This is a genomic window from Rhodanobacter denitrificans (genome assembly GCF_000230695.2).
Classification (GTDB): Bacteria; Pseudomonadota; Gammaproteobacteria; order Xanthomonadales; family Rhodanobacteraceae; genus Rhodanobacter; species Rhodanobacter denitrificans.
In genome coordinates, this window is sequence record NC_020541.1 from 1238558 (window position 1) to 1260641 (window position 22084).

24 protein-coding genes are annotated in these 22084 nt (G+C 69.4%); 19 read left to right on the forward strand and 5 right to left on the reverse strand.

Translation table 11 applies throughout. The annotated features are described in order from the left end of the window. The first annotated feature begins 15 nt into the window (after window positions 1–15). From R2APBS1_RS05500 to R2APBS1_RS05510, 3 genes are all read left to right on the forward strand, one after another. Window positions 16–537, forward strand: a complete 522-nt coding sequence (locus R2APBS1_RS05500) for an RNA polymerase sigma factor (RefSeq protein WP_015447160.1) — start codon at window positions 16–18, stop codon at window positions 535–537. A 2-nt stretch (window positions 538–539) separates the two neighbouring features. Further along, window positions 540–1205: a hypothetical protein gene (locus tag R2APBS1_RS05505; protein WP_007510379.1), complete on the forward strand. Its 666-nt coding sequence runs from the start codon at window positions 540–542 to the stop codon at window positions 1203–1205. A gap of 120 nt (window positions 1206–1325) precedes the next feature. After that, window positions 1326–1931, forward strand: a complete 606-nt coding sequence (locus tag R2APBS1_RS05510) for a hypothetical protein (protein ID WP_015447161.1) — start codon at window positions 1326–1328, stop codon at window positions 1929–1931. Between the two features lie 66 nt (window positions 1932–1997). Here R2APBS1_RS05510 and R2APBS1_RS05515 read toward each other — a convergent pair whose 3' ends face one another. After that, entirely contained in the window at window positions 1998–2450 is a 453-nt protein-coding gene (locus R2APBS1_RS05515; RefSeq protein ID WP_007510381.1) for a DUF4442 domain-containing protein, read from the reverse strand. A gap of 123 nt (window positions 2451–2573) precedes the next feature. Between R2APBS1_RS05515 and R2APBS1_RS05520 the strand changes: the two genes are divergently transcribed. Then, the gene (locus tag R2APBS1_RS05520) at window positions 2574–3977 is read left to right on the forward strand and encodes an IS701 family transposase (protein ID WP_015447162.1); all 1404 of its coding nucleotides are present in this window, start codon (window positions 2574–2576) and stop codon (window positions 3975–3977) included. A gap of 143 nt (window positions 3978–4120) precedes the next feature. On the opposite strand, the gene trxA is transcribed toward R2APBS1_RS05520, so the two are convergent. Further along, on the reverse strand, window positions 4121–4987 hold the full coding sequence (gene trxA, locus R2APBS1_RS05525) for a thioredoxin (RefSeq protein WP_007510382.1): 867 nt from the start codon (window positions 4985–4987) through the stop codon (window positions 4121–4123). A gap of 124 nt (window positions 4988–5111) precedes the next feature. On the opposite strand from trxA, the gene R2APBS1_RS05530 reads away from it, so the two are divergent. The 8 genes from R2APBS1_RS05530 (at window position 5112) to nadD (ending at window position 13771) form a co-directional block, all read left to right on the forward strand. Continuing rightward, window positions 5112–5729: a paraquat-inducible protein A gene (locus R2APBS1_RS05530; protein ID WP_007510383.1), complete on the forward strand. Its 618-nt coding sequence runs from the start codon at window positions 5112–5114 to the stop codon at window positions 5727–5729. Next, entirely contained in the window at window positions 5726–6379 is a 654-nt protein-coding gene (locus tag R2APBS1_RS05535; protein ID WP_015447163.1) for a paraquat-inducible protein A, read from the forward strand. The genes R2APBS1_RS05530 and R2APBS1_RS05535 overlap by 4 nt, the downstream gene beginning before the upstream one ends. After that, window positions 6372–8069 carry a PqiB family protein gene (locus R2APBS1_RS05540; protein WP_015447164.1) on the forward strand — a complete coding sequence of 566 codons (1698 nt, stop codon included), beginning with the start codon at window positions 6372–6374 and terminating at the stop codon, window positions 8067–8069. Before R2APBS1_RS05535 ends, R2APBS1_RS05540 begins: the two co-directional genes overlap by 8 nt. Then, window positions 8066–8725, forward strand: coding sequence for a PqiC family protein (locus tag R2APBS1_RS05545; protein ID WP_015447165.1), 660 nt, complete (start codon window positions 8066–8068; stop codon window positions 8723–8725). The genes R2APBS1_RS05540 and R2APBS1_RS05545 overlap by 4 nt, the downstream gene beginning before the upstream one ends. Window positions 8726–8825: 100 nt before the next feature. Beyond that, the gene (gene leuS, locus R2APBS1_RS05550) at window positions 8826–11465 is read left to right on the forward strand and encodes a leucine--tRNA ligase (protein ID WP_015447166.1); all 2640 of its coding nucleotides are present in this window, start codon (window positions 8826–8828) and stop codon (window positions 11463–11465) included. Window positions 11466–11470: 5 nt separating this feature from the next. Further along, window positions 11471–12019 carry an LPS-assembly lipoprotein LptE gene (locus tag R2APBS1_RS05555; protein ID WP_015447167.1) on the forward strand — a complete coding sequence of 183 codons (549 nt, stop codon included), beginning with the start codon at window positions 11471–11473 and terminating at the stop codon, window positions 12017–12019. Continuing rightward, entirely contained in the window at window positions 12019–13029 is a 1011-nt protein-coding gene (gene holA / locus R2APBS1_RS05560) for a DNA polymerase III subunit delta (protein ID WP_007510389.1), read from the forward strand. The genes R2APBS1_RS05555 and holA overlap by 1 nt, the downstream gene beginning before the upstream one ends. A gap of 85 nt (window positions 13030–13114) precedes the next feature. After that, entirely contained in the window at window positions 13115–13771 is a 657-nt protein-coding gene (gene nadD / locus R2APBS1_RS05565) for a nicotinate-nucleotide adenylyltransferase (protein ID WP_015447168.1), read from the forward strand. Window positions 13772–13780: 9 nt separating this feature from the next. On the opposite strand, the gene R2APBS1_RS05570 is transcribed toward nadD, so the two are convergent. Continuing rightward, window positions 13781–15655: a 3'-5' exonuclease gene (locus R2APBS1_RS05570; protein WP_015447169.1), complete on the reverse strand. Its 1875-nt coding sequence runs from the start codon at window positions 15653–15655 to the stop codon at window positions 13781–13783. 52 nt (window positions 15656–15707) lie between these two features. Then, window positions 15708–16655, reverse strand: coding sequence for an oxygenase MpaB family protein (locus tag R2APBS1_RS05575; RefSeq protein ID WP_015447170.1), 948 nt, complete (start codon window positions 16653–16655; stop codon window positions 15708–15710). A gap of 235 nt (window positions 16656–16890) precedes the next feature. On the opposite strand from R2APBS1_RS05575, the gene R2APBS1_RS05580 reads away from it, so the two are divergent. Beyond that, window positions 16891–17985 (forward strand): 3-deoxy-7-phosphoheptulonate synthase, encoded by a 1095-nt coding sequence (locus R2APBS1_RS05580; RefSeq protein WP_015447171.1) that lies wholly within the window; start codon window positions 16891–16893, stop codon window positions 17983–17985. Window position 17986: 1 nt separating this feature from the next. Here R2APBS1_RS05580 and R2APBS1_RS05585 read toward each other — a convergent pair whose 3' ends face one another. Further along, window positions 17987–18412 (reverse strand): OsmC family protein, encoded by a 426-nt coding sequence (locus tag R2APBS1_RS05585; RefSeq protein ID WP_015447172.1) that lies wholly within the window; start codon window positions 18410–18412, stop codon window positions 17987–17989. Between the two features lie 149 nt (window positions 18413–18561). Here R2APBS1_RS05585 and R2APBS1_RS05590 point away from each other — a divergent pair, with 149 nt between their 5' ends. The 6 genes from R2APBS1_RS05590 to rlmH all read left to right on the forward strand — a co-directional run bounded on the left by R2APBS1_RS05590 (window position 18562) and on the right by rlmH (window position 22068). Continuing rightward, a complete protein-coding gene (locus R2APBS1_RS05590; RefSeq protein WP_015447173.1) occupies window positions 18562–18837 on the forward strand; it encodes a GNAT family N-acetyltransferase in 276 nt (91 codons plus the stop codon). Window positions 18838–18858: 21 nt separating this feature from the next. Next, window positions 18859–19551: a DUF1345 domain-containing protein gene (locus R2APBS1_RS05595; RefSeq protein ID WP_007510409.1), complete on the forward strand. Its 693-nt coding sequence runs from the start codon at window positions 18859–18861 to the stop codon at window positions 19549–19551. Between the two features lie 90 nt (window positions 19552–19641). After that, on the forward strand, window positions 19642–19929 hold the full coding sequence (locus tag R2APBS1_RS05600) for a pentapeptide MXKDX repeat protein (RefSeq protein WP_015447174.1): 288 nt from the start codon (window positions 19642–19644) through the stop codon (window positions 19927–19929). 93 nt (window positions 19930–20022) lie between these two features. After that, the gene (locus R2APBS1_RS05605) at window positions 20023–21090 is read left to right on the forward strand and encodes an NAD(P)H-dependent flavin oxidoreductase (RefSeq protein ID WP_015447175.1); all 1068 of its coding nucleotides are present in this window, start codon (window positions 20023–20025) and stop codon (window positions 21088–21090) included. 106 nt (window positions 21091–21196) lie between these two features. Continuing rightward, on the forward strand, window positions 21197–21583 hold the full coding sequence (rsfS, locus tag R2APBS1_RS05610) for a ribosome silencing factor (protein WP_007510416.1): 387 nt from the start codon (window positions 21197–21199) through the stop codon (window positions 21581–21583). A gap of 14 nt (window positions 21584–21597) precedes the next feature. Beyond that, the gene (rlmH, locus tag R2APBS1_RS05615) at window positions 21598–22068 is read left to right on the forward strand and encodes a 23S rRNA (pseudouridine(1915)-N(3))-methyltransferase RlmH (protein WP_015447176.1); all 471 of its coding nucleotides are present in this window, start codon (window positions 21598–21600) and stop codon (window positions 22066–22068) included. Window positions 22069–22084 lie beyond the last annotated feature (16 nt).

Genomic DNA, 22084 nt, shown 5'->3' on the forward strand with positions numbered 1-22084 from the left:
AGGAAGCAGGCGTCCATGACCGGTAGACAACACCAGCAACGTTTCGAGTCGCTGCTGCACGAGCATCGCAGGATCGTGTTCAAGGTGGCCGGGCTGTACAGCCGCAGCACCGCCGACCGCGACGACCTGGTGCAGGAGATCGGCGCGCAGCTGTGGCGGTCGTTCGGCGGCTACGACCCGGCGCGGGCGAAGTTTTCCACCTGGCTGTACCGCATCGCGCTGAACGTGGCGATCTCGCAGGCGCGGCGCTGGCCCGAGGCCGACCGCTTCGAGCCGCTGGACACGCACCACCTGGAAACCGTCGGCGGTGGCGAACCGATCGCCGAACAGGACGAGCGGCTGACCGCGCTGCACGCGTTCATCGGCCAGCTCGATCCGCTGAACCGCGCGCTGATCCTGCTGTACCTGGAAGACCGCAGCTACGCCGAGATCGCCGACGTGCTCGGCCTCAGCGAAACCAACGTGGCGACCAAGCTCGGTCGCATCAAGCAGAAACTGCGCGGCCAGATGACCGCCGCGCAGGCCACCGGAGCATGACGATGGAACTCGATGAGATGAAACAGGCGTGGGCACGCATGGACCTGCGCCAGGACGGCATGGAGGCGCTGTTGCGCCAGGACTTCCGCGACCGGCGGATGGACAAGGCGCGTTCGACGCTGCGCTGGAGCCTGCTGGGGCAGGCGGTCGAGATCGCCTGCTGGCTGGCCTTCGTGGTGTTCGTCGCCTCGTTCTGGGTGGCGCACCGGCAGGTCACGCACCTGCTGGTGATCGGCCTGCTGCTGCACGCCTACGGCATCGCCGGCATCTGGTCGAGCGTCACCCAGCTGTTCCTGCTCAGCCGCATCTATCTGTTCGATGCGCCGGTGCTGGTGCTGCAGCGGCGGCTGGCGCAGCTGCGCCGCTTCCGCATGGTCAGCACGCTGGCGCTGGGCCTGCCGTGGTGGTTCCTGTGGCTGCTGCTGCCGCTGGTGGTGCTGACCTGGTGGTCCGGGACGGACCTGTTCGTCGGGGCCTCGGGCTGGATCGGGGCCAACATGGCGGTCGGCGCCGTTGGCGTCGGCTTCAGCCTGTGGCTGGCGCGTCGCCTGGCCGGTCGCCCGCTCCGCTCGCCGTGGCTGCAGCGCGTGGTCGACGACATGAGCGGTTGCAGCCTGGCGCGCGCTTCGCGCCAGCTGGACGAGATCGCCCGCTTCGAGCAGGAGTGAACGGATGCGGCGGATGACCGCCGGCTGAATCCGTGCCGGCCATGGGCGTCATCCGCGCGCGGGGTCGCCTCGTTTGCTGCCTTCAACCCGCCACGGTGGCGGTGCGAGGGAGGGAACACCATGAACAGGTTCTACAGCAGGTGGCTGGCCGCCAGCATCGTCGTCGGCATCGGCCTGGGTGGCGCCATGGCCGCCGCGGCGCAGACCGCGGCCGGCAGCACCCAGCGTGACGTCAACCAGCAGCAGCGCATCGAACAGGGGCTGAAGTCCGGCCAGCTGAGCACGGCCGAGGCGGCGCGGCTGGAACAGGGCCAGGCGCACGTGGACCGCATGCAGCAGCACGCGCTTGGCGACGGCAGCCTGAGTGCGGGCGAGCAGGCACGCCTCACGGCGGCGCAGAACCGCCAGAGCCACGCCATCCGCGCCGAGCGGCACAACGGCGTCAACGGCAACCCGCAGTCGCGCTCGTCGCGGCGCATGCAGCGCGACGTGGCGCGCAACGTGCACCAGCAGAGCCGCATCGAGCACGGCGTGCAGTCCGGCGCGCTGACCGCGCACGAAACCGCCCGGCTGGAAGGGCGCCAGGCGCATGCCGCGCAGGTCGAGCAGCGCGCCGCCCGCGACGGCCACCTGGGGCCGCACGAGCAGCGCCACATCCAGCGCGTCGACCAGCGCGACAGCCGCAGCATCTACCGCAAGAAGCACAACGGGCGGGTGGTGGGCTGAGCGGCGGCGGCCATCCGCGTCAGGTTCGCGCCCCCGTGCCGTGCGCGGCGGGTGCGAACCTGGCGCTCAACGCGCCTTCGGCTTCAGCCGCACGTAGAGCTGCTTGCGCACGCGGGCGATGAGCTGGCCGGAAGCGGTGGTCACCTCGGTCTCGAACCAGCGCAGCACCTTCTCGCCGCCGGCGGCTGCGGTGCGCAACTCGTCGACCACGCTGGCCTCGAGTTTGAAGTGCGCGTAGACGTCCTCGTAGCCCGGCGCGACGAAGTCGATCGCGCCGGCCTTGTCCCACACGTAGTAGTCGCGGCCGAGCTGGTGCATCGCCAGCAGCATCCAGAACGGGTCGACCATCGCGAACAGGTTGCCGCCGAACTGGCTCTTCACGTAGTTGCGGTTCCACGGTCGCAGCCGCAGTACCACTTTCGCCTCGGTGTAGTCGTCGCTGAGCGACTGCAGGCGGATCGCGTTGACCAGGAACGGCGGCCACAGGTTGAGCAGGCGGCGGAAGGTCGATGCGCGCATGGGGAGGCTCGTTGGGGCGGGAAGGGGGTATCTTACCTAACCGTACCTTGCGGTATTTCTACTGTGTCAATAAATATATGGCATGATCACGGCATCTTCTAGCAACCTGCGAGGAGGTGGGTCATGGGCATCGGTCTGGAAGGCCGCTTTGAGCGGTATGGCGAAGCGATGGTCATCGCCATGGGGCACGCGGATCGGGTGGCGCCCACGCGCTGGTATCTGCAGGGTTTGATGCTGCCTGGCGGCCGCAAGAGCGTGGAGCCGATGGCGGCACGGGTGCGGCCGCAAGATGTACGGGCGACCCACCAGTCGATGCATCACCTGGTGTCGACGTCGGCATGGAACGACGATGCCTTGCTGGCCGCCGTGGCCGAGCAGGTGCTGCCCGTGCTGACGCACGGCGGAACCACACCGTGCTTCTGGATCATTGATGACACCGGCTTTCCGAAGAAGGGTAGGCACTCGGTGGGCGTAGCCCGGCAGTACTGCGGGCAGACCGGCAAGACCGACAACTGTCGGGTGGCGGTGAGCTTGTCGCTGGCGACGGACTCCAACAGCCTGCCGTTGGCGTATCAGCTATACCTGCCGGCCGAATGGACCGACGACCCGCAGCGATGTGCCGCTGTTGGGGTGCCCGCATCAGTCGGCTTTCTGACCAAGAACCAGATTGCGGTGGCGCAGATCCGCGCCGCCGTCGCGGCGGGCGTGCCGCGAGGCGTCGTGTTGGGCGATGCCGCCTACGGCGATGACAGCACGCTTCGCGATGCGCTGAGCACGCAAGACCTGATCTACGCGCTGGGCGTCAGGCCGCTCACGGCGGTGTGGTGGGGCAAGCATCAACCAGCCACGCCACCACCGCCTGCGACGGGTGGTGGACGCCCCCGCGTGCGGGTATGCCGCGATGCGGCGCACCGGCCGATCAGTGTGCGTGCGCTGGCGCAGGCGTTGCCGGCGCGGGCGTACCGCACCATTACCTGGCGGCAGGGCTCCGCCGAACCCTTGTCCGGCCGCTTCGCCCGCGTACGCGTGGTCGCCGCCCACGACGACCGCGATCGCGCGCCCGAATGGCTGGTCATCGAATGGCCTGGCGGCGACGCCGAACCGCTACGCTACTGGTTGTCGACGTTGCCGAAAGCGACGACCTTCAAGGCCCTTGTCGGCACCATCAAGGGCCGTTGGCGCATCGAGCGGGACTACCTGGAACTCAAGCAAGAACTCGGCTTGGGTCACTACGAGGGGCGCAACTGGCGCGGCTTTCATCATCACGCCAGCCTGTGTATCGCGGCCTACGGCTTCCTGACGTTGGAGCGCTTGCGTGGCAGTAAAAAAAACCGTGCACGATTCAAGGCGCCTGCCGTACCCGAAGGCTTCCGCCCGCGTGGGGCTGGGGCCGATGCAGCGCCATCAACCGCTCTCGATCGCGACCGTACACTTTCGTCTCGCCCGCCTGATCGCACGACAGTTGGCGCGATGTCCTTGCTGCGGCATGGCGCATCCGAGCATCAAACGTCTTTAGTGACACAGTAGAAGTATGGAGGCCCGGAAAAACTCCATGCAGCATGAATCGCGGCGAAGGCCGGGAGCCAGTGGCTTCAGGTCATTGGAAACGCAGCGTCACGGGATTCCAGCTTTCGCTGGAATGACGAGCCTGAGGCGGGAGCGATGCGGGATCAGAACAGCAGCGAGGCCATCCGCCGCCGGTAGCGGCCGACCAGCTCGGCGTCGTCGAGCGTGGCGAAGGCAGCGAGCAGGCGTTTCTTGGCCTGGCCGTCGTTCCAGTCGCGGGCTTTCTGCAGGATGACAAGGAACTGTTCCAGGCCGGCTTCGACGTCGCCTTCGAGCAGCAGATGCACGCCGAGCTGGTCGCGGGCGGCCCAGTCGCTGGCGTCGGCCTGCACGCGCTGCTGCAGTTCGGCGATGCCCGGCGTGTCTTTCAGTGCGTGGGCCAGCTCCAGCTCGCTGCGCAGGCGCACGGCGCGGGCATCGGTGGCCAGGTTGGCCGGCAGCGCGGCCAGCTCGGCCTTGGCCGCGGCGACGTTGCCGGCGCGCATCAGCGCCAGCGCCAGATCGAGTTTCAGCTCGGGCCGGTTCGGTTCGGTGGCGATCGCCTGCTGCAGGCGGTTGATCGCCTGTTCGGCGGTTTCCGGCACGGTGGCTGCTTCGGCGGGTTCGGCCGGTGCTTCCAGCGGCTGCACGTGGCGCGACAGGAATTCGCGTAGCTGGCCTTCGGGCAGCGCGCCGGTGAAGCCGTCGAGCACCTGGCCGTCCTTCACCAGCACCACGGTGGGGATGCTGCGGATGCCGAACATGCCGGCCAGCTCCTGCTGCGTGTCCACGTCGACCTTGCCCAGCCGGAACGCGCCGTGGTACTCGGCGGCGAGTTTTTCCAGCATCGGGCCGAGCGTCTTGCACGGCTCGCACCAGGTCGCCCAGAAATCCACCAGCACCGGCGTGGTCAGCGAGGCCTGCAGCACGTCGGCTTCGAAGGTCTGCTGGTCCACGTCGAAGACGTGGGAAACGGCGGCGGCATCGGTCACGGGAAACTCCAGCTCGGCAGGTGCCGGTTCAGATCGGGGTTGCCGGGCAGCATATCAAGCGGCGCGTTCACGATAGATTTGCGAGAATCTGCGGATCGTCACGCCGAAGCAAGGCACCGGTTGCATGGGCATGGGCTCACCTGAAACGCTGCTGGTCTGCGAGCACTGCGACACGGTCTACCGCCGTCGTCCGCTGGCCCGCGGCGAGGTGGCGACCTGCGCCCGCTGCGGGGCGGAGCTGGAGCGCCACCACGCGTTGAGCGTGAACGCGATGCTGGCGCTGATCCTCACCGCGATGATCGTGTTCGTGCAGGCGAACATGTGGCCGATCGTGACGCTGGGCCTGAGCGGGCAGCAGAGCAGCACCACGCTGTGGGGCGTGATTCTCGCGATGTGGCGCGAAGAGGCCAAGGTGGTCTCGGTGCTGGTGGCCGCCACGCTGTTCTTCTTTCCGCTGCTGAAGATGTTGCTGCTGGGCTGGCTGCTGTGGTTCGGCAAGGCCGGGCGGCGCGCGCCGGGCTTCGTGCCGCTGATGGTGGCGCTGCACCGGCTCGGGCCGTGGACGATGAGCGAGGTGTTCGTGCTGGGCGCGCTGGTGGCGATCGTCAAGGCGCATACCTATTTCGACGTGACGCCGGACCCGGGCATCTACGCTTACGCGGCGCTGACCCTGCTGATCACCATCTTCGCCGGGGTGGACCTGCGCCAGCTGTGGGACCAGGTGCCGGAGCACGCCGCGTGAGCGCCCTGCCGCGCGCCGCCGAACTGGGCCTGATCGCCTGCACGGTGTGCGGGCAGGTGTGCCGCAACGTGCCCGGCGACCCGCAGCTGGACGGCGACGGCGTGGACGACGCGATGGCCTGCCCGCGCTGCGGCAGCACGTTGCGCCGGCGCAAGCCGCACAGCTACGCGCACACCTGGGCGCTGCTGATCGCCGCGTTCCTCCTGTACATCCCGGCCAACGTGCTGCCGATCATGCGCACCGCCAGCCTCAACGACGTGGACGACAACACCATCATCAGCGGCGTGGTGGAGCTGTGGGTGAAGGGTTCGCCGAACCTGGCGATCATCGTGTTCACCGCCAGCATCGTGGTGCCGGTGCTGAAGTTCCTCGCGCTGGGCACCTTGCTGGTGAGCAGCCAGCGCGGCAGCGGCTGGGCCCGCGTGCAACGTGCAAGACTCTATCGGCTGGTCGAACTGGTCGGCTACTGGTCGATGCTGGATGTGTTCGTGGTGGCGCTGCTGACCGCGCTGGTGCGCTTCAGCGTGCTGAGCCTGGTGGAACCGCTGCCGGGCGTGATCTTCTTCGGCCTGACCGTGGTGCTGACCATGCTGGCCTCGATGAGTTTCGACCCCCGCCTGATCTGGGATGGCAAGGATACCGATGACTGACGACAACCCCATCGAACAGGCCCCGCCGGGCGGCGAGCTGCCGCGGCCGGTGGTGAAGCGGCGTCGCTTCAACGCCTCGCTGATCTGGCTGGTGCCGGCGCTGGCGGCGCTGGTCGGCCTGTCGCTGGTGATCAACAACTGGCTGCAGGCCGGACCGCAGATCACCATCAGCTTCCAGAGCGCCGAGGGCCTGGACGCCGGCAAGACCCCGGTGAAGTACAAGAACGTGGTGATCGGGCGGGTCAACAAGATCCACTTGAGCGGCGACCGCAGCCACGTGCTGGTCAACGTGGCGCTGGAAAAGAGCGCCGAGGGCTTCGCCACCCGCGACACCCGCTTCTGGGTGGTGCGCCCGCGGATCGGGCTGGGCGGCGTATCCGGCATCGACACCCTGCTGTCGGGCGCCTTCATCGGCGCCGACGTGGGCGATTCGAACGACTACGAGGACGAGTTCAAGGGGCTGGAACTGCCGCCGGCGGTGAACCACGGCGCGCCGGGGCGCAGCTTCGTCCTGCACAGCGACGACCTCGGCTCGCTCGACATCGGCTCGCCGGTGTACTACCGGCGCATCCAGGTCGGCCGGGTAGCGTCCTATCAGCTGGACAGTGACGGCAAGGGCGTCTCGCTGCAGATCTTCGTGGACGGGCCGAACGACAAGTTCGTCACCCGCTCCTCGCGCTTCTGGAATGCCAGCGGCGTGGACGTGTCGATCGGCGCGAACGGGCTGAAGCTCAACACGCAGTCGCTGGCCACCGTGCTGGCCGGCGGCGTGGCGTTCCAGGACCCGCCCGGGCCGCACGACAGCACGCCGGCGCCGGAGGACAACGCGTACACCCTGTTCGGCGACCAGACCACCGCGATGGCGCCGCCGGACGGCACGCCGCACTACATCCGCATGCGCTTCGAGCAGTCGGTGCGCGGGCTGGCGATGGATGCACCGGTGGAGTTCCTCGGCATCAACATCGGCAAGGTGGTGTCGGTGCGGCTGGACTACGACGAGCAGAAGCAGCGCTTCCCGGTGCTGGTCGGCGCGGTGATCTATCCGCAGCGCCTCGGCGCCGCCTACGACAAGCTGGAGGCGCTGGCCAAGGCGCACGGCGAGAATCCGGACCTGTCGCAGATGATCGGCCGCCTGGTCGAGCACGGCCTGCGCGCGCAGGCGCGCACCGGCAACCTGCTCACCGGCCAGTTGTACGTGGCGCTGGATTTCATCCCGAAGACGCCGAAGGTGGCGTTCGACCCGGCCGCGAAACCACTGACCATCCCGACCGTGCCGGGCAGCTTCGACAAGCTGCAGGAGCAGATGGCCGGGATCGTCGACAAGCTCGCCAAGGTGCCGTTCGACAGCATCGGGCAGAACCTGGACCGGAGCCTGGCCGGGCTCGACCGCACGCTGAAGCAGGTCAACGGCCAGACGCTGCCGGCGCTCGGCGATACCCTGCACGGCGTGCAGCGGACCATGGCCACGGCGAACGAGGCGCTGGCCGGCGACTCGCCGCTGCAGCAGAACCTGGGCGCCACGCTGGAACAGCTGCAGCGCATGGCACGCTCGCTGCGCGTGCTGACCGATTACCTGGGCGGCCATCCGGAGGCGCTGATCCGCGGCCGCCGCGCGGATGCGAAACCGGCCGACGCGAAACCCGTCACCACGCCCGCGGCGATGCCGCCGACGCAAGGGAGCAAACCATGATTCGTAGCGGAAGGCATCTGCTGGGCGTGGCGGCCGGCGTGCTACTGGCGGCCTGTGCCTCGGCGCCGTTGCACTACTACACCCTGGTTGCGCCGGCCGACGAGCCGGCTGGCGGCCTCGTTGCGCCGGCGGACGAGTCTGCCGGCGGCCTGGTGGCGCCGACGACTAGCGCGCCGTCGCTGCCGTTCGAGCTGCTGCCGGTCGGCGTGCCGGCGCAGGTCGACCAGCCGCAGCTGGTGGTGCGCGAAGGCGGGCAGGGCGTGGCCCTGCTCGGCAGCGAGCGCTGGATCGCCCCGCTCGGCGACGAGGTGCGCAGCGCGCTGTCGGCCGACCTGGCGCGCGAACTGCACAGCGCGGACGTCAGCGGCCTGCCCGGCAACGACAAGCCGCTGCTGCGGATCAAGCTGGACGTGCGCCGATTCGACTCCGCGCCCGGCAGCTATGCGTTGATCGAGGCCGCATGGAGCGTGCGCCTGCTGCACGGCACCCGGCCCGCCACGCTGGCTTGCACCAGCCGCGTCAATGAAGCGGTGGGCCCGGGTTATCCTGCCCTGGTGCAGGGCCATCAGCGCGCGATCGCCCGGCTGGCGGCGCAGATCGCCAGCGCGGCGCGGGCGCTTGGCGAAGGCCAGGCGCCGGCCTGCCCGCCCGGCTGAAGGCCGCAAGCTTGGCGCCCGGGCTGCGCTGGGCTAGTCTGACCAGTTCACTCAGCCGGCTCGGGCCGGCTCGCACCAACCGCACAACGGCAACGGAATCATGCAGGACATTCAAGCCCCGACCTCGCCCGAACAGGATGAAGCTGCCTATCGCCCGCAGGCGGTGGAAGCCGCCGCGCAGCGCTACTGGAACGCGCAGCGCGCCTACGAGGTGAAGGAGGATGCCTCGCGGCCGAAGTTCTACTGCCTGTCGATGCTGCCGTACCCGTCCGGCGCGCTGCACATGGGCCACGTGCGCAACTACACCATCGGCGACGTGATCAGTCGCTACCAGCGCATGAACGGCAAGAACGTGCTGCAGCCGATGGGCTGGGACGCGTTCGGCCTGCCGGCGGAGAACGCCGCGATCAAGAACGCCACCGCGCCGGCGAAGTGGACCTACGCGAACATCGAGCACATGCGCAGCCAGCTGAAGTCGCTGGGCTACGCGATCGACTGGAGCCGCGAGTTCGCCACCTGCCGGCCGGAGTACTACCGCTGGGAACAGCTGATGTTCACCCGCCTGCTGAAGCAGGGCCTGGCGTACCGCAAGAACGCGGTGGTGAACTGGGACCCGGTCGACCAGACCGTGCTGGCCAACGAGCAGGTGGTCGACGGCCGCGGTTGGCGCTCCGGCGCGGTGGTCGAGAAGCGCGAGATCCCGCAGTGGTTCCTGAAGATCACCGACTACGCGCCCGAGTTGCTGGACGGGCTGGACACGCTGCCGGGCTGGCCCGACGCGGTGAAGACCATGCAGCGCAACTGGCTGGGCCGCAGCGAGGGCCTGGAGATCCACTTCGCGGTGGATGGCGAGGCCGCGCCGCTGACCGTGTTCACCACCCGCCCCGACACCTTGATGGGCGTCACCTTCGTCTCGATCGCCGGCGAGCATCCGCTGGCGCACAAGGCGGCGCAGGGCAATCCGCCGCTGGCGGCGTTCCTCGACGAGCTGAAGCACGGCGGCGTCTCCGAGGCGGAGCTGGAAACCCAGGACAAGCGCGGCATGGCCACCGGCCTGTTCGCGGTGCATCCGATCACTGGCGAGAAGCTGCCGGTGTGGGTCGCCAACTTCGTGCTGATGGGCTACGGCACCGGCGCGGTGATGGCGGTGCCCGGCCATGACGAGCGCGACTTCGCGTTCGCGCACAAGTACGGCCTGCCGATCAGGCAGGTGATCGCCGCCGGCGACGAAAGCTACGACCCGGCCGTCTGGCAGGACTGGTACTCGGACAAGACCCGCGTGGACATGCGCGTGGTGAACTCCGGTGCGATGGACGGCAAGGATTACCGCGCCGCGTTCGACCACATCGCCGGCGTACTCGAGGCCGAGGGCAAGGGCCAGCGCCGCGTGAACTGGCGCCTGCGCGACTGGGGCGTCAGCCGCCAGCGCTACTGGGGTTGTCCGATCCCGGTGATCTACTGCTCCGCCTGCGGCGCGGTGCCGGTGCCCGAGGATCAATTGCCGGTGGTGCTGCCCGAGGACGTGGCGTTCAGTGGCGTGCAGTCGCCGATCAAGGCCGATCCGGAGTGGCGCAAGACCAGCTGCCCGCAGTGCGGCGGCGCGGCCGAGCGCGAAACCGACACGTTCGACACCTTCATGGAGTCGAGCTGGTACTACGCGCGCTACACCAGCCCCGGCGCGGACGCGCAGATCGACGAGCGCGCGAACTACTGGCTGCCGGTCGACCAGTACATCGGCGGCATCGAACACGCGATCATGCACCTGCTGTATTTCCGCTTCTATCACAAGCTGCTGCGCGACGCCGGCATGGTGCATTCGGACGAGCCGGCGCGGAACCTGCTGTGCCAGGGCATGGTGATCGCCGAGACGTTCTATCGCGACAACGCCGACGGTTCGAAGGAGTGGATCAACCCGGCCGCGGTCGAGATCCGGCGCGACGACAAGGCTCGCGTGATCGGTGCGACCTTGAAGGCGGACGGCCAGCCGGTGCACATCGGCGGCACCGAGAAGATGTCGAAGTCGAAGAACAACGGCATCGACCCGCAGACCATGGTGGACAAGTACGGCGCCGACACGGTGCGCCTGTTCTCGATGTTCGCCGCGCCGCCGGAGCAGTCGCTGGAATGGAGCGAGGCCGGCGTCGAAGGCATGGCGCGCTTCCTCAAGCGGCTGTGGCGCGAAGTGACCACGCACGCGGCGGGGCCGGATCATGCGGCGACCGATCCCGCCACGCTGGATGCGGGCCAGAAGGCCCTGCGCCGCCAGCTGCACGAGACGATCCAGAAGGTCAGCGACGATTTCGGCCGGCGCCACGCGTTCAACACCGCGATCGCCGCGCTGATGGAACTCTTGAACGCGCTGGGCAAGTTCAACGACCAGAGCGAGCAGGGCCGCGCGGTGCGCCACGAGGCACTGGAGGCGATGGTACTGCTGCTCAATCCGGTGGTGCCGCACGTCAGCCACGCCTTGTGGCAGGTGCTCGGCCATGCCGAGAGCGTGCTGGAGGATCAGCCGTGGCCGCCGGTGGATCCGGCCGCGCTGGTGCGCGACACGGTCACCCTGGCGGTGCAGATCAACGGCAAGTTGCGCGCTACCATCGAGCTGGCCGCGCAGGCTTCGAAGGAAGAAGCCGAGGCGCTGGCGCTGGCCCAACCGCAGGTGGCGCACTTCCTGGCCGGCATGACGGTGCGCAAGGTCATCGTGGTACCCGGCAAGATCGTCAACATCGTCGCAGGATGAAACCCATGAGCTTCATGAAGGCGCACCGCCTGTTCCAGGTCTCGCTGCTGCTGGCCGCCACGCTCGTACTGGGCGGCTGCGGCTTCCATCTGCGCGAGAACGCCACCCTGCCATCCGAGATGCAGCGGGTGCACCTTGCAGTGAGCGGCGGCGGCGAGTTCGAGCGCCACCTGGCCCGCGCGCTGCAGACCTCCGGCGCCACCGTCGAGGACGACAGCGGCGCCGGCATCGCCGAGCTGCGTGTGCCGGTGGCGGCCTTCAGCACCGAGACGCTGAGTGCCGGCGGCTACGTGCGCGTCACCGAATATGCGGTGCGCTACCAGGTGCAGTTCGACGTGCTCGGCCCCGACGGACAGGTGCTGGTGCCGCACCAGCGCATCGACATGTCGCGCGAGTACAGCTACGACGCCGGCGACACCGTCGGCAACGCCTCGCAGGTGGAAGAGATCCAGCGCAGCCTCAACGACGACATGGTGCAGGCGATCCTGTTCCGCCTGCAGGCCGCCGGCAAGCATGAGCTGGCCGCACCGGCCGGCGCCGCCAGCACGCACTGATGCCGCTCAGCCCCGGCCAATGGCAGAAGGCGCTGGCGGCGGACAGCCTGCAGCCGGTCTACCTGCTCGCCGGCGAGCAGTTGCTGGTGCTGGAAGCCGCCGATGCCTTGCGCGCGCAGGCGCGCAAGCTCGGCTACAGCGAACGTGAAGTGCTCGAAGTCGGCCAGCATTTCGACTGGAACGACCTGGCCCGCGCCGCGGCGGGCATGTCGCTGTTCGCCAGCCGCCGGCTGCTCGACCTGCGCCTGCCCAGCGGTCGTCCCGGCATCGACGGCGCCAAGGCGATCGGCGCGTTCTGCGCCGACCCGCCGCCGGACGTCACCTTGCTGATCACGGCGATGGAATGGAGCAGCAAGCACGACGGCGCCTGGAGCAGGAAGCTCGACGCCAGCGGAGCGATGGTGGTGTTCAGTTCACCGCGGCCGGACCAGTGGCGGGTGTGGATCGGCGCGCGGCTCGCCTCGCGCGGACTCACCGCCACGCCCGATGCGGTGGCGCTGCTGGCCGAACGCGTCGAAGGCAACCTGCTCGCTGCCGCGCAAGAGGTCGACAAGCTCGCCGTGCTGCACGGGCAGGGCCGCGTCGACGCCGCCGAGATGGAGAACCTGGTCGCCGACAGCGCCCGCTACGACGTGTTCAAGCTCACCGACGCGGCCCTTGCCGGCGACGGCGCACGCGCGCTGCGCATCCTCGCCGGGCTGCGTTCCGAGGGCGACGAACTGCTGGCGCTGATGGGCTGGCTGGTCAATCAACTGCAGCTGGCGCTGCGCCTGGCCAATGCCGCGGACTTCGCCGCGCAGGCCAAGGCCGAGCACCTGTGGGACAGTCGCGCGCAGCAGTTCCGCCAGGCCCTGCGCCGCGCGCCGCGCGAGCACTGGCTGCAGTGCCTGGCCCGCGCCTCGCGCATCGACCGCATGGTCAAGGGCCGCGAGCAGGGCAACCCGTGGCAGGAAGCCGAACGGCTGATCGCCGCCATCGCCGAGCCGCGCGCGGCCCGGGCGCTCGCATGACATTTGACCGCCCCGTCGGGCAGCAAGGGGCCGTGACTTGCTCCCGCCCCTGCCTGCAGCGGCGGGTTGGGGAGGGGTAAGGCTCTTGCCGCAGACATCTGCCAGGCCACTCGCCATCTTCGGCGGCACCTTCGACCCGGTGCACCTGGGCCACCTCAGCGTGGCGTGGGAAGCGGCCGAACTGCTCGACGCCGAGGTGCGCCTGCTGCCGGTCAGCGTGCCGCCGCACCGCGCACCGCCGATCGCCACCGCGGCGCAGCGGGTGGCGATCCTGCGCGCCGCGCTGCAGGGCCAGTCACGGCTCACGCTGGACACGCGCGAACTGGATCGCCCGGGCCCGTCGTACACCATCGACACCTTGCACGAGCTGCGCGCGGAGCAGGGCGAGCGCCCGCTGGTGCTGCTGCTCGGCGCGGACGCGTTTGCCGGCCTCGCCAGCTGGCATCGCTGGCGCGAGCTGTTCGCGGCGACGCACATCGGCGTGCTGAGCCGACCGGGTGTTGCCACCGCCCTGCCGGATGCGCTGGAACGCGAAGTGGCCGGCCGGCGCATCGCCGACGCCGCGGAGCTGCGTGCGTGGCCCGCCGGCAAGGTGATCGAGCTGACAGTGACCCCGCTGGAAATCTCCGCCACCCGCATCCGCGAACTGCTCGCCGCCGGCCGCGACCCGCGCTACCTGCTGCCGGCGGGGTTGTTCGACGATCCGGCGCTGCTGGCGCCGTACCGGAACCCGGCCGCGTAGCAACCGCGCTCAGCCGCCGGCCAGCTGCGCGGTGACCTCGTTGATCGAATCGCGGATGCGCCGGGAGAACACCGAGTCGAGGTGGTGGATCAGCAGCAGGTGTTCGGTGGCGCGGGTCATGGCGACGTAGAGCAGGCGCGCCTCGTCGGCTTCGCTCTGGCCTTCCTTGGGCAGGCCGCCGATGCCGGGGATGATCACGAACGGGAATTCCAGCCCCTTGCTGGAGTGCATGGTGACCAGCTTGATGCTGTCCTCGACCGCGAACAGGCTCTGCTTGCCGGTGTTGTCGGCGAGCCGGCTGGGGATGCCCAGGTCGCGCAGTACCTCGTGCAGTTTTTCGCCTTCCCACTGGTTGCGGTAGATCACCGCCATCTCGGAATACGGACGGCCATGCGCGTGCTCGTCGCGCAGCCGCGCGATCAGCACGTCCATCTGCGCGCGGGCGGTGTCGGTGCGCACCAGTTCGGGCACCGCGCCGCGGCGGCCGGCGCTTTCCGGCGCGACCAGCGGCACGCCGTCGCCGTCGGCCTCGTCGCTGCGCGAGGCGAGCAGGTCCTGCGCGAAGGTGCGCGCGACCGAGAGGATTTCCAGCGTGTTGCGGTAGTTGAGCTTGAGGATGGTGGTGCGCCCCTGCGCCTGCACGCCGAGGCTCTTCCAGCTGATCTTGCGCCGGTTCGGGTTGCCGTAGATGTTCTGCGCGTCGTCGTACAGCACCAGCAGCGAGTTGGTGGCCGGGTCGATCATCTGCACGATCAGCTTGTACCAGTCCGGCTCGAAGTCGTGGCCTTCGTCGACCAGCACCGCGCCGTACTGGGCGCGCGGAATGCGGCCGCGGTCCACGCCGGCGATCACCGCCGGCGGCAGCGCTTCGACGAAGGCCTTGCCGCTGCCCGGCGGCAGCGGCTCGTGGTAGGCCACCAGCATCTTGCGGCACCACTTGTGGAAGTTGTAGACCTGCACCTTCTCGCTGAGGCCGCGCTCGCCGATCAACTGTTCCAGCCGCGCGGCCAGGGTCTTGTTGTAGCAGAGCACCAGGATCGGCTTGGAGAGCTCACGCGCGAGCTGCATCGCGCGGAAGCCGAGGATCATCGTCTTGCCGGAGCCGGCCACGCCGTGGATGATCCGGTGCTCGCCGCCGATCGAGCGCGCCAGCTGTTCCTGTTGCGTGTCCATCACCTTGACCAGGTCGGGGATCTCCAGTGGCCGCACCGCGGCATCGGTAGGACCGAACAGGCCGAACTGGCCGCTGCCGGCTTCCACGCGCAACTCCGGGAACAGGTGCCAGCGCACGCGGTCGATCTGCGGCAGGGTCAGCGCCACCGGATACACCTGCGGGAACATCGCCCACAGGCGCTGCTGGAACACCTCGGCGTCGACTGTCTCGTACAGCTCGTCGCGGCAGATCACCAGGTGCTCGGGCAGCACCTCGCCCAGGCCGCCTTCGTCGAACTGCTTGCGGGTGATGTTGGCCAGCACCACGCCCCAGCCCCACGGCATGATCAGCTTGCCGGCGTAACGCGAGCCTTCCGGGTGGCGCAGCGCGGGGTCCCGCTCCAGCACCACGCCGATCTCCAGCGCGTACGCGCGTGCCTGCAGCAGCGGGTTGGCCTCCTTCACCAGGCCGCGCTCGGTGACCAGGGTGAACTGGGTGCTGTCGGCGTGGCGGATGGTGTCGGCCTTCCAGTCCTTCACCTCCAGCACCAGCAGGCCGCGGCGCGGGTGGAACACCACGAAATCCGGGTGGCGCTGTTTCAGCCCGACCGGCACGTCGTACCACAGCAGGTAGTCGTCCTCCAGCTTCTGTTCCAGCCGCTCGGAAACGCGCTTCTCGCCGCCGGTCATCCGCGGCAGGCAGCTGTTGCGGGTCGGAATGAGTGTCGCCACGGAAGTCCTCGACTGACGCTGTCGCACGACGTTAGCCGATGGGATGACGCTGTCAATGCCGCTGGACGGCGTGAAGCTGCGCCCAGTGCCGCAGCTGCTCCGGCGGCACGTCCATGCGCCGGCAGGCGCGGCTGGCGATGCCGTCCTTCAGCGCGGCATGGAACACCGGCGCGATCGACCACAGCGCGTGCGCCGCCAGCCGCGCCTGGCGCCGCTGCCAGGGCGTGTGGCGCAGCCGCGCGAGCGCCCACTCCGGCAACAGCGCGTGGCCGGCGTACAGGAACAGGTCGCGCGACAGTCCGGCGGCTGGCACCGGCAGGCGCACCTGCGAAAGCAGGTCGAGCACCACGCGCGAGCGTTCGGTGAAGGCCAGCTCGGGCCGGATGCGCCGGAAGTATTCCGCTACCTCGTGTTCGCTGGCCGGCACGTCGCGCGCGCCCAGCGCCTCGGCGATCTGCCGCACCTCGTCGTAGTAGCGGTCGACCGCGCCGGGCGGCAGCGCGATGTGGCTGTAGCGGCGGTAGCCCTGCAGGAAGCAGCACGCCTCGCTGACGTGCACCCAGGTCAGCAGCTCGGGATCATTGGCGCTGTAGGGGTGCCCGTCCTCGCCATGGCCGGCGATGTGGTCGTGGATCTGCCGCACGTGCGCGATCAGCGCCTCGGCCTGCGCGCGCGGCGCGTAGGTGGTGCCGCCGACGAAGGCGGTGGTGCGGCGCAGCCGGCCGAGCAGGTCGCCGCGGAAGTTGGAGTGGTCCCACACCCCGGCCAGCGCCAGCGGATGCAGGGTCTGCAGGGTCAGCGCGGCGAGGCCGCCGGCCAGCATGCCGGGGAAATCCGCGTGCACGCGCCAGGTCGCGCTGTGCGGACCGAACAGGCCCGGATCGCCGTGCGGATGGTCGTAGTCGAGGCCGCCGCTGTCGGCGCGAGGGAAGGCGCCGAGCACCCAGCGGCGGACCGCTTCGCGGGCAGGTCGGGTCAGCAGGTCGAGCGGCGAAGGCATGCCGCCAGTCTAGCCTCGTGCCGGCGGGGAGTTTGATTTGGACGTCCATTGTGTTATCAATGACGACATGCATTCCGCCACCGCCCGCCTTTCTTTCTGGTTTTACGGCTACCCGAAGCCAACGGCGGCGGCGCGGACGCGATCGTTTTGAACTGATCGAAAGAACCACACCGAACCGCCATCCCAGGGCGGTTTTTTTATGGCCGCCACCTGAAAAACCTCCAGGAGAGCCGCCATGCACGCCACCGACGACCTGCGCATCCGCACCATCACCCGCCTCGGCACGCCGGCCGAGATCATGCGCGACTGCGCCGCCACCGAGCCGGCGAGGGCCACCGTGGGGGCTTCGCGGCAGGCGCTGCACGCCATCCTCGCCGGCCGCGACGACCGCCTCGCGGTGGTGATCGGCCCGTGCTCGATCCACGACCCGCGCGCCGCGCTGGAATACGCCACGCGGCTGGCGCCGCTGCGCCACGAGCTGGGCGACGCGCTGGAGCTGGTGATGCGGGTGTACTTCGAGAAGCCGCGCACCACGGTCGGCTGGAAAGGGCTGATCAACGATCCCGACCTCGACGGCAGCTTCCGCATCGACAAGGGCCTGCGCCTCGCTCGCGGCCTGCTGCGCGACATCAATGCGCTGGGCGTGCCGGCCGGTTGCGAGTTCCTCGACATGATCACGCCGCAGTACATCGCCGACCTGGTGGCATGGGGCGCGATCGGCGCGCGCACCACCGAGAGCCAGGTGCACCGCGAACTGGCCTCGGGGCTGTCCTGCCCGGTCGGTTTCAAGAATGGCACCGACGGCAACGTGAAGATCGCGGTGGATGCGGTGCAGGCCGCGTCGCAGCCGCACCATTTCATGGCGGTGACCAAGGACGGCCAGGCCGCCGTGGCCACCACCAGCGGCAACGGCGACTGCCACGTGATCCTGCGCGGCGGCAAGGCGCCGAACTACGATGCGGCCAGTATCGACGCGGCTTGCGCCGCGATCGGCAAGGCCGGCCTGGCCGCCCGGGTGATGATCGACGCCAGCCACGCCAACAGCGGCAAGAACCCGGAGAACCAGCCGCGGGTGGTCGAGGACATCGCTGCGCGGATCGCCGCCGGCGAGCAGCGCATCCTCGGCGTGATGGTGGAAAGCCACCTGCTCGGCGGTCGCCAGGACCTGCAGCCCGGCCAGCCGCTGCGCTACGGCCAGAGCATCACCGACGGTTGCATCGACTGGGACTGCTCGGTGCGGGTGCTGCAGCAGCTGGCGCAGGCGGTGCGCCAGCGGCGGCGGGTCGAAGCCGGCGCGAGCCGGCCTTCCGCGCAGGAGATCGCCGCCTGAGTCAGCTTTCCAGCCGGGCGTCCAGCGTGATCGTGGCCTTCAGCAGCTTGGACACCGGGCAGGCCAGCTTGGTCGCCCGTGCGATGCCGTCGAACGTGGCCGTGTCGATGCGCGGCACCCTGGCCCGGCAGGTCAGCGCCACCTCGGTGATGGCGAAGCCGTCGCCGTCCTTGAGCAGGGTCACCACCGCCGTCGTGTCGATGCTGTTGGCGGTAAAGCCGGCGCTGCCCAGCCCCAGCGACAGCGCCATCGAGTAGCAGCCGGCGTGGGCCGCCGCGATCAATTCCTCCGGATTGGTGCCGGGGCCGTCCTCGAAGCGCGATTTGAACCCGAATGGCGACTCTCGCAACACGCCGGTATCGGTCGACATGGTGCCCTGGCCGTCCGTGATGCCGCCGGACCAGTGCGCGGATGCGGATCGTTTCATGGGACTCTCCCGTGGGTGGTGGCAGGCAGGCGCCCACGATGCCCGGCGCCACATGCAGCCGATGCGAATGAAGCAACGCGATCGCTTCACGCCCGTTTGCCTCGCGCGGGTCGTATGCTGTGGGGATTGTGTTCCGGCCAGGAGTTCGCATGCCGTTCGCCATCCTTCACGATCGCATGGCCCGTCGTTTCGAGACCCGCGTGGACGGCGTGCCGTGCCTGCTCGAGTACGCCCTGGCCGACGGCGTGATGACGATCACCCATACCGGCGTGCCGGCCGCGGTGGGTGGGCGCGGCATCGCCGCCGCGCTGGTGCAGGAGGCGCTGGCGACGGCGCGCGCCGAAGGCTGGAAGGTGGTGCCGGCCTGCTCGTATGCTGCCGCGTGGATGCAGCGGCACCCGGAATACCACGACCTGCTCGGCTGAGCCCCTGACGCGGAGACAAGCATGGACGAATCATCAGGGCGCGCGGGCGAACGCGCGCCGCAGCGGCGCGGCTGGCGGCCATGGCGTTTCGTGAAGGGCCGCCGGTGGACGCTGCTGTCGCTGCTGATCTTCCTGGTGGCGCTGGCGCTGCTGCTGCATGCCGGCGTGCGTCCGGCCAATGCAGTGCTGCTGGGTTTCGACCTGGCCGCGCTGGTGTTCCTGGGCGTCTTCGCGCGCCTGTTCAGCCGGGCTTCGCCGAGTCACATGCGCATCCAGGCGCGGGCGCTGGACACCGGGCGCTGGGGCGTGCTGTGGGGCGGCGTGCTGCTCTCGGCAGTGGTGCTGGCGGCGCTGGGCAACGAACTGCATGCGGCCCGGGGCGGTGGCGTGCCGGCGCTGGCCGTCGGCGTGCTGAGCGTGGTGCTCAGCTGGCTGTTCCTCAACGTGATGTTCGCGGTGCACTACGCCCACGGCTACTACGGTGATTTCGGCGAGAAGCATGCCGGCCTGGAGTTTCCCGACACGCCCGAGCCGGACTACTGGGATTTCGCCTATTTCTCGATCGTCATCGGCATGACCTTCCAGGTCTCCGACGTGCAGATCACCAGCAAGTACCTGCGTCGCGTGGTGCTGCTGCACAGCGTGATCGCATTCTTCTTCAACGTGTTCATCATCGCCATCACGGTGAATATCGTGGCCGGGCAGGGCGGCTGAGCCGAGCGAGGTAACCGCCGGCCGGCGGGCGGCGAAGGAAGCGAGGGGGCGGCGTGGCCGTTCCCCTTTCTTTCTCCCGAGGATCTTCCGATGAACGCACGACTTGCCACTCTTCTTGCCGTATCCATGGCCTGCGGCCTCGCCACCGCGTCCGCGCTCGCGCAGGACGCGATGGCCGCCAGCTCCAGCACCGCCATGGCGCACGACGCCATGCAGAAAACGACCATGAAGCATGACGGCATGAAACATGGTGCGATGAAGCACGAAGCGATGAAGCACGAAGCGATGAAGGGTGACGCGATGAAGAGTGACGCGATGAAGGGTGACGCCATGCAGGGCGACGCCATGAAGGGCGCGGCGATGAAGTCCGGCGGCTGAGCGCCTGCCGCCGGCAGGCGGAGCTGCCGGCGGCTTCTGCTGCGCGTGGCAGTGGCGGATACTGTGTCCGTTTCCGCCACGGGCCGCCACGCCATGGATACATCGTTCGCCAGCCGGCTCGGCATCGAGCATCCGCTGATCCAGGCCCCGATGTCCGGCTCGACGCCGCCGGCGCTGGTGGCGGCGGTGTCCAATGCCGGCGCGCTGGGCTCGCTCGGCGCCGGCTACCTGGAGCCGCAGGCGATCCTCGACCAGGCGGCGCAGATCCGCGCGCTCGGCGAGCAACCGTATGCGATCGGCCTGTTCGTGCTGCCGGACGAATTCGAGGCCGGCATGGCGGCGGTGGCGAAAGCGTGCGAGCAGCTTGATGCGCTGATGGTGCGCGAAGGCCTCGACGTGCGCACCAGCGTTCCGCCGCGCTGGGCGCCGCTTTTCTCCGAGCAGTTCGCCGCGCTGTGCGAGGCGCGTCCGGCGGCAGCGATCTTTACGTTCGGGGTGATCGCCCCGGCGCAGTTGCGCGAGCTGCATAGGCGCGGCATCTGCGTGATCGGCACCGCCACCACGGTGGCCGAGGCACGCGCCTGGGCCGGCGCCGGCGCCGACGCGGTGTGCATGCAGGGCGCCGAGGCTGGCGGCCATCGCGGCACCTTCCTGCACGAGGCGGAGGACGCGATGATCGGCCTGTTCGCGCTGCTGCCGCTGGCCGTGCGCGCGATCGACATCCCGGTGATCGCCGCCGGCGGCATCATGGACGGCCGCGGCATGCTGGCGGCGGAAGTGCTCGGCGCGGCGGCCAGCCAGCTCGGCACCGCCTTCCTCACCTGCCCGGAGTGCTCGGCCGCCGAGGCGTGGAAGCAGGATCTGCCGCAGGTCGAGGAACACCGGGTCACCACCATCCGCGGCTTCTCCGGGCGCGCCGCCCGCGGCCTGCGCAACCGCTTCGTCGAGGCGATGCCCGAAGCGGCGCAGGGCTTGCCGTATCCGGTGCTGAACGCGCTCACCGCGCCGCTGCGGCGCGCGGCGGCCGCCGCCGGGCGCGGCGACCTGTTGTCCGAATGGTGCGGCCAGGCCGCCGCGCTGGTGCGCCCGCAGCCGGCCGCCGAGCTGGTGGCGCGACTGATGCACGAATACCGCTTGGCCAGGCGCTCGCTGGCGCACTGAGCGGGCCTGTCCGTGACGGTGGGCACCTTGACGTGACGTTGCGGTTGCGCGGTTATACTGCGACCGCGCCATTTTGCGCTGCGATCCCGCATCGAGGCCCACCCTCTTGAGCACAGCCCGTAGCAACAAGGCCGTCACCACGGCTACCCTGCGCAAGTCGGTCATCGACGCGCTCGAAGAACTGAAGGCCAAGGACGTGCGCGAGATCGACGTCCGCGGCAAGACCTCCATCGCCGACCTGCTGGTCATCGCCTCCGGCACCTCGGCCCGCCACGTCAAATCCATCGCCGACGAAGTGGGCAAGTTCGCCAAGAAGGCGGGCGTGATGCCGTTGGGCGTGGAAGGCGAAACGGAAGGCGAATGGGTGCTGGTCGATCTGGGCGACGTGATCGTCCACGTGATGCTGCCGCGCATCCGCGAGTTCTATGGCCTGGAGCGGCTGTGGACGGTGGGTGACCACGGGCAGGAAGTCGACGCTGCGCAAGCCAGCTGAGTCGAACCCACGGCATGCGCGCGCGCCTGATCGCCGTCGGTGAACGCATGCCCGGCTGGGTGGCGGAAGGCTTTGCCGAATACCGCAAGCGGCTGTCGCACGAATTGCCGCTGGAGCTGGTCGAGCTGAAACCCGGCAACCGCGGCAAGGGCCGCGACGATGCGCGGGCGATCCAGGACGAGGGCGCCGCGATCCTCGCGGCCTTGCCGCACGACATCCACGTGGTCGCGCTCGATGGCCGGGGCAAGAGCTGGTCCAGCGAGGAACTGGCCGCCCAACTGGCGGGCTGGCGCATGGCCGGGCGCGACCTGGCGTTCCTGATCGGCGGTCCGGACGGCCATGCGCCCGAGGTGCTGGCGCGCGCCGACCAGCGCTGGTCGCTGGGCCCGCTGACCCTGCCGCACATGCTGGTGCGGTTGCTGCTGGCCGAACAGCTGTATCGCGCCACCACGATCGTGGCCGGCCACCCCTACCATCGCGCCTGACGTCCAACGGAGTCCG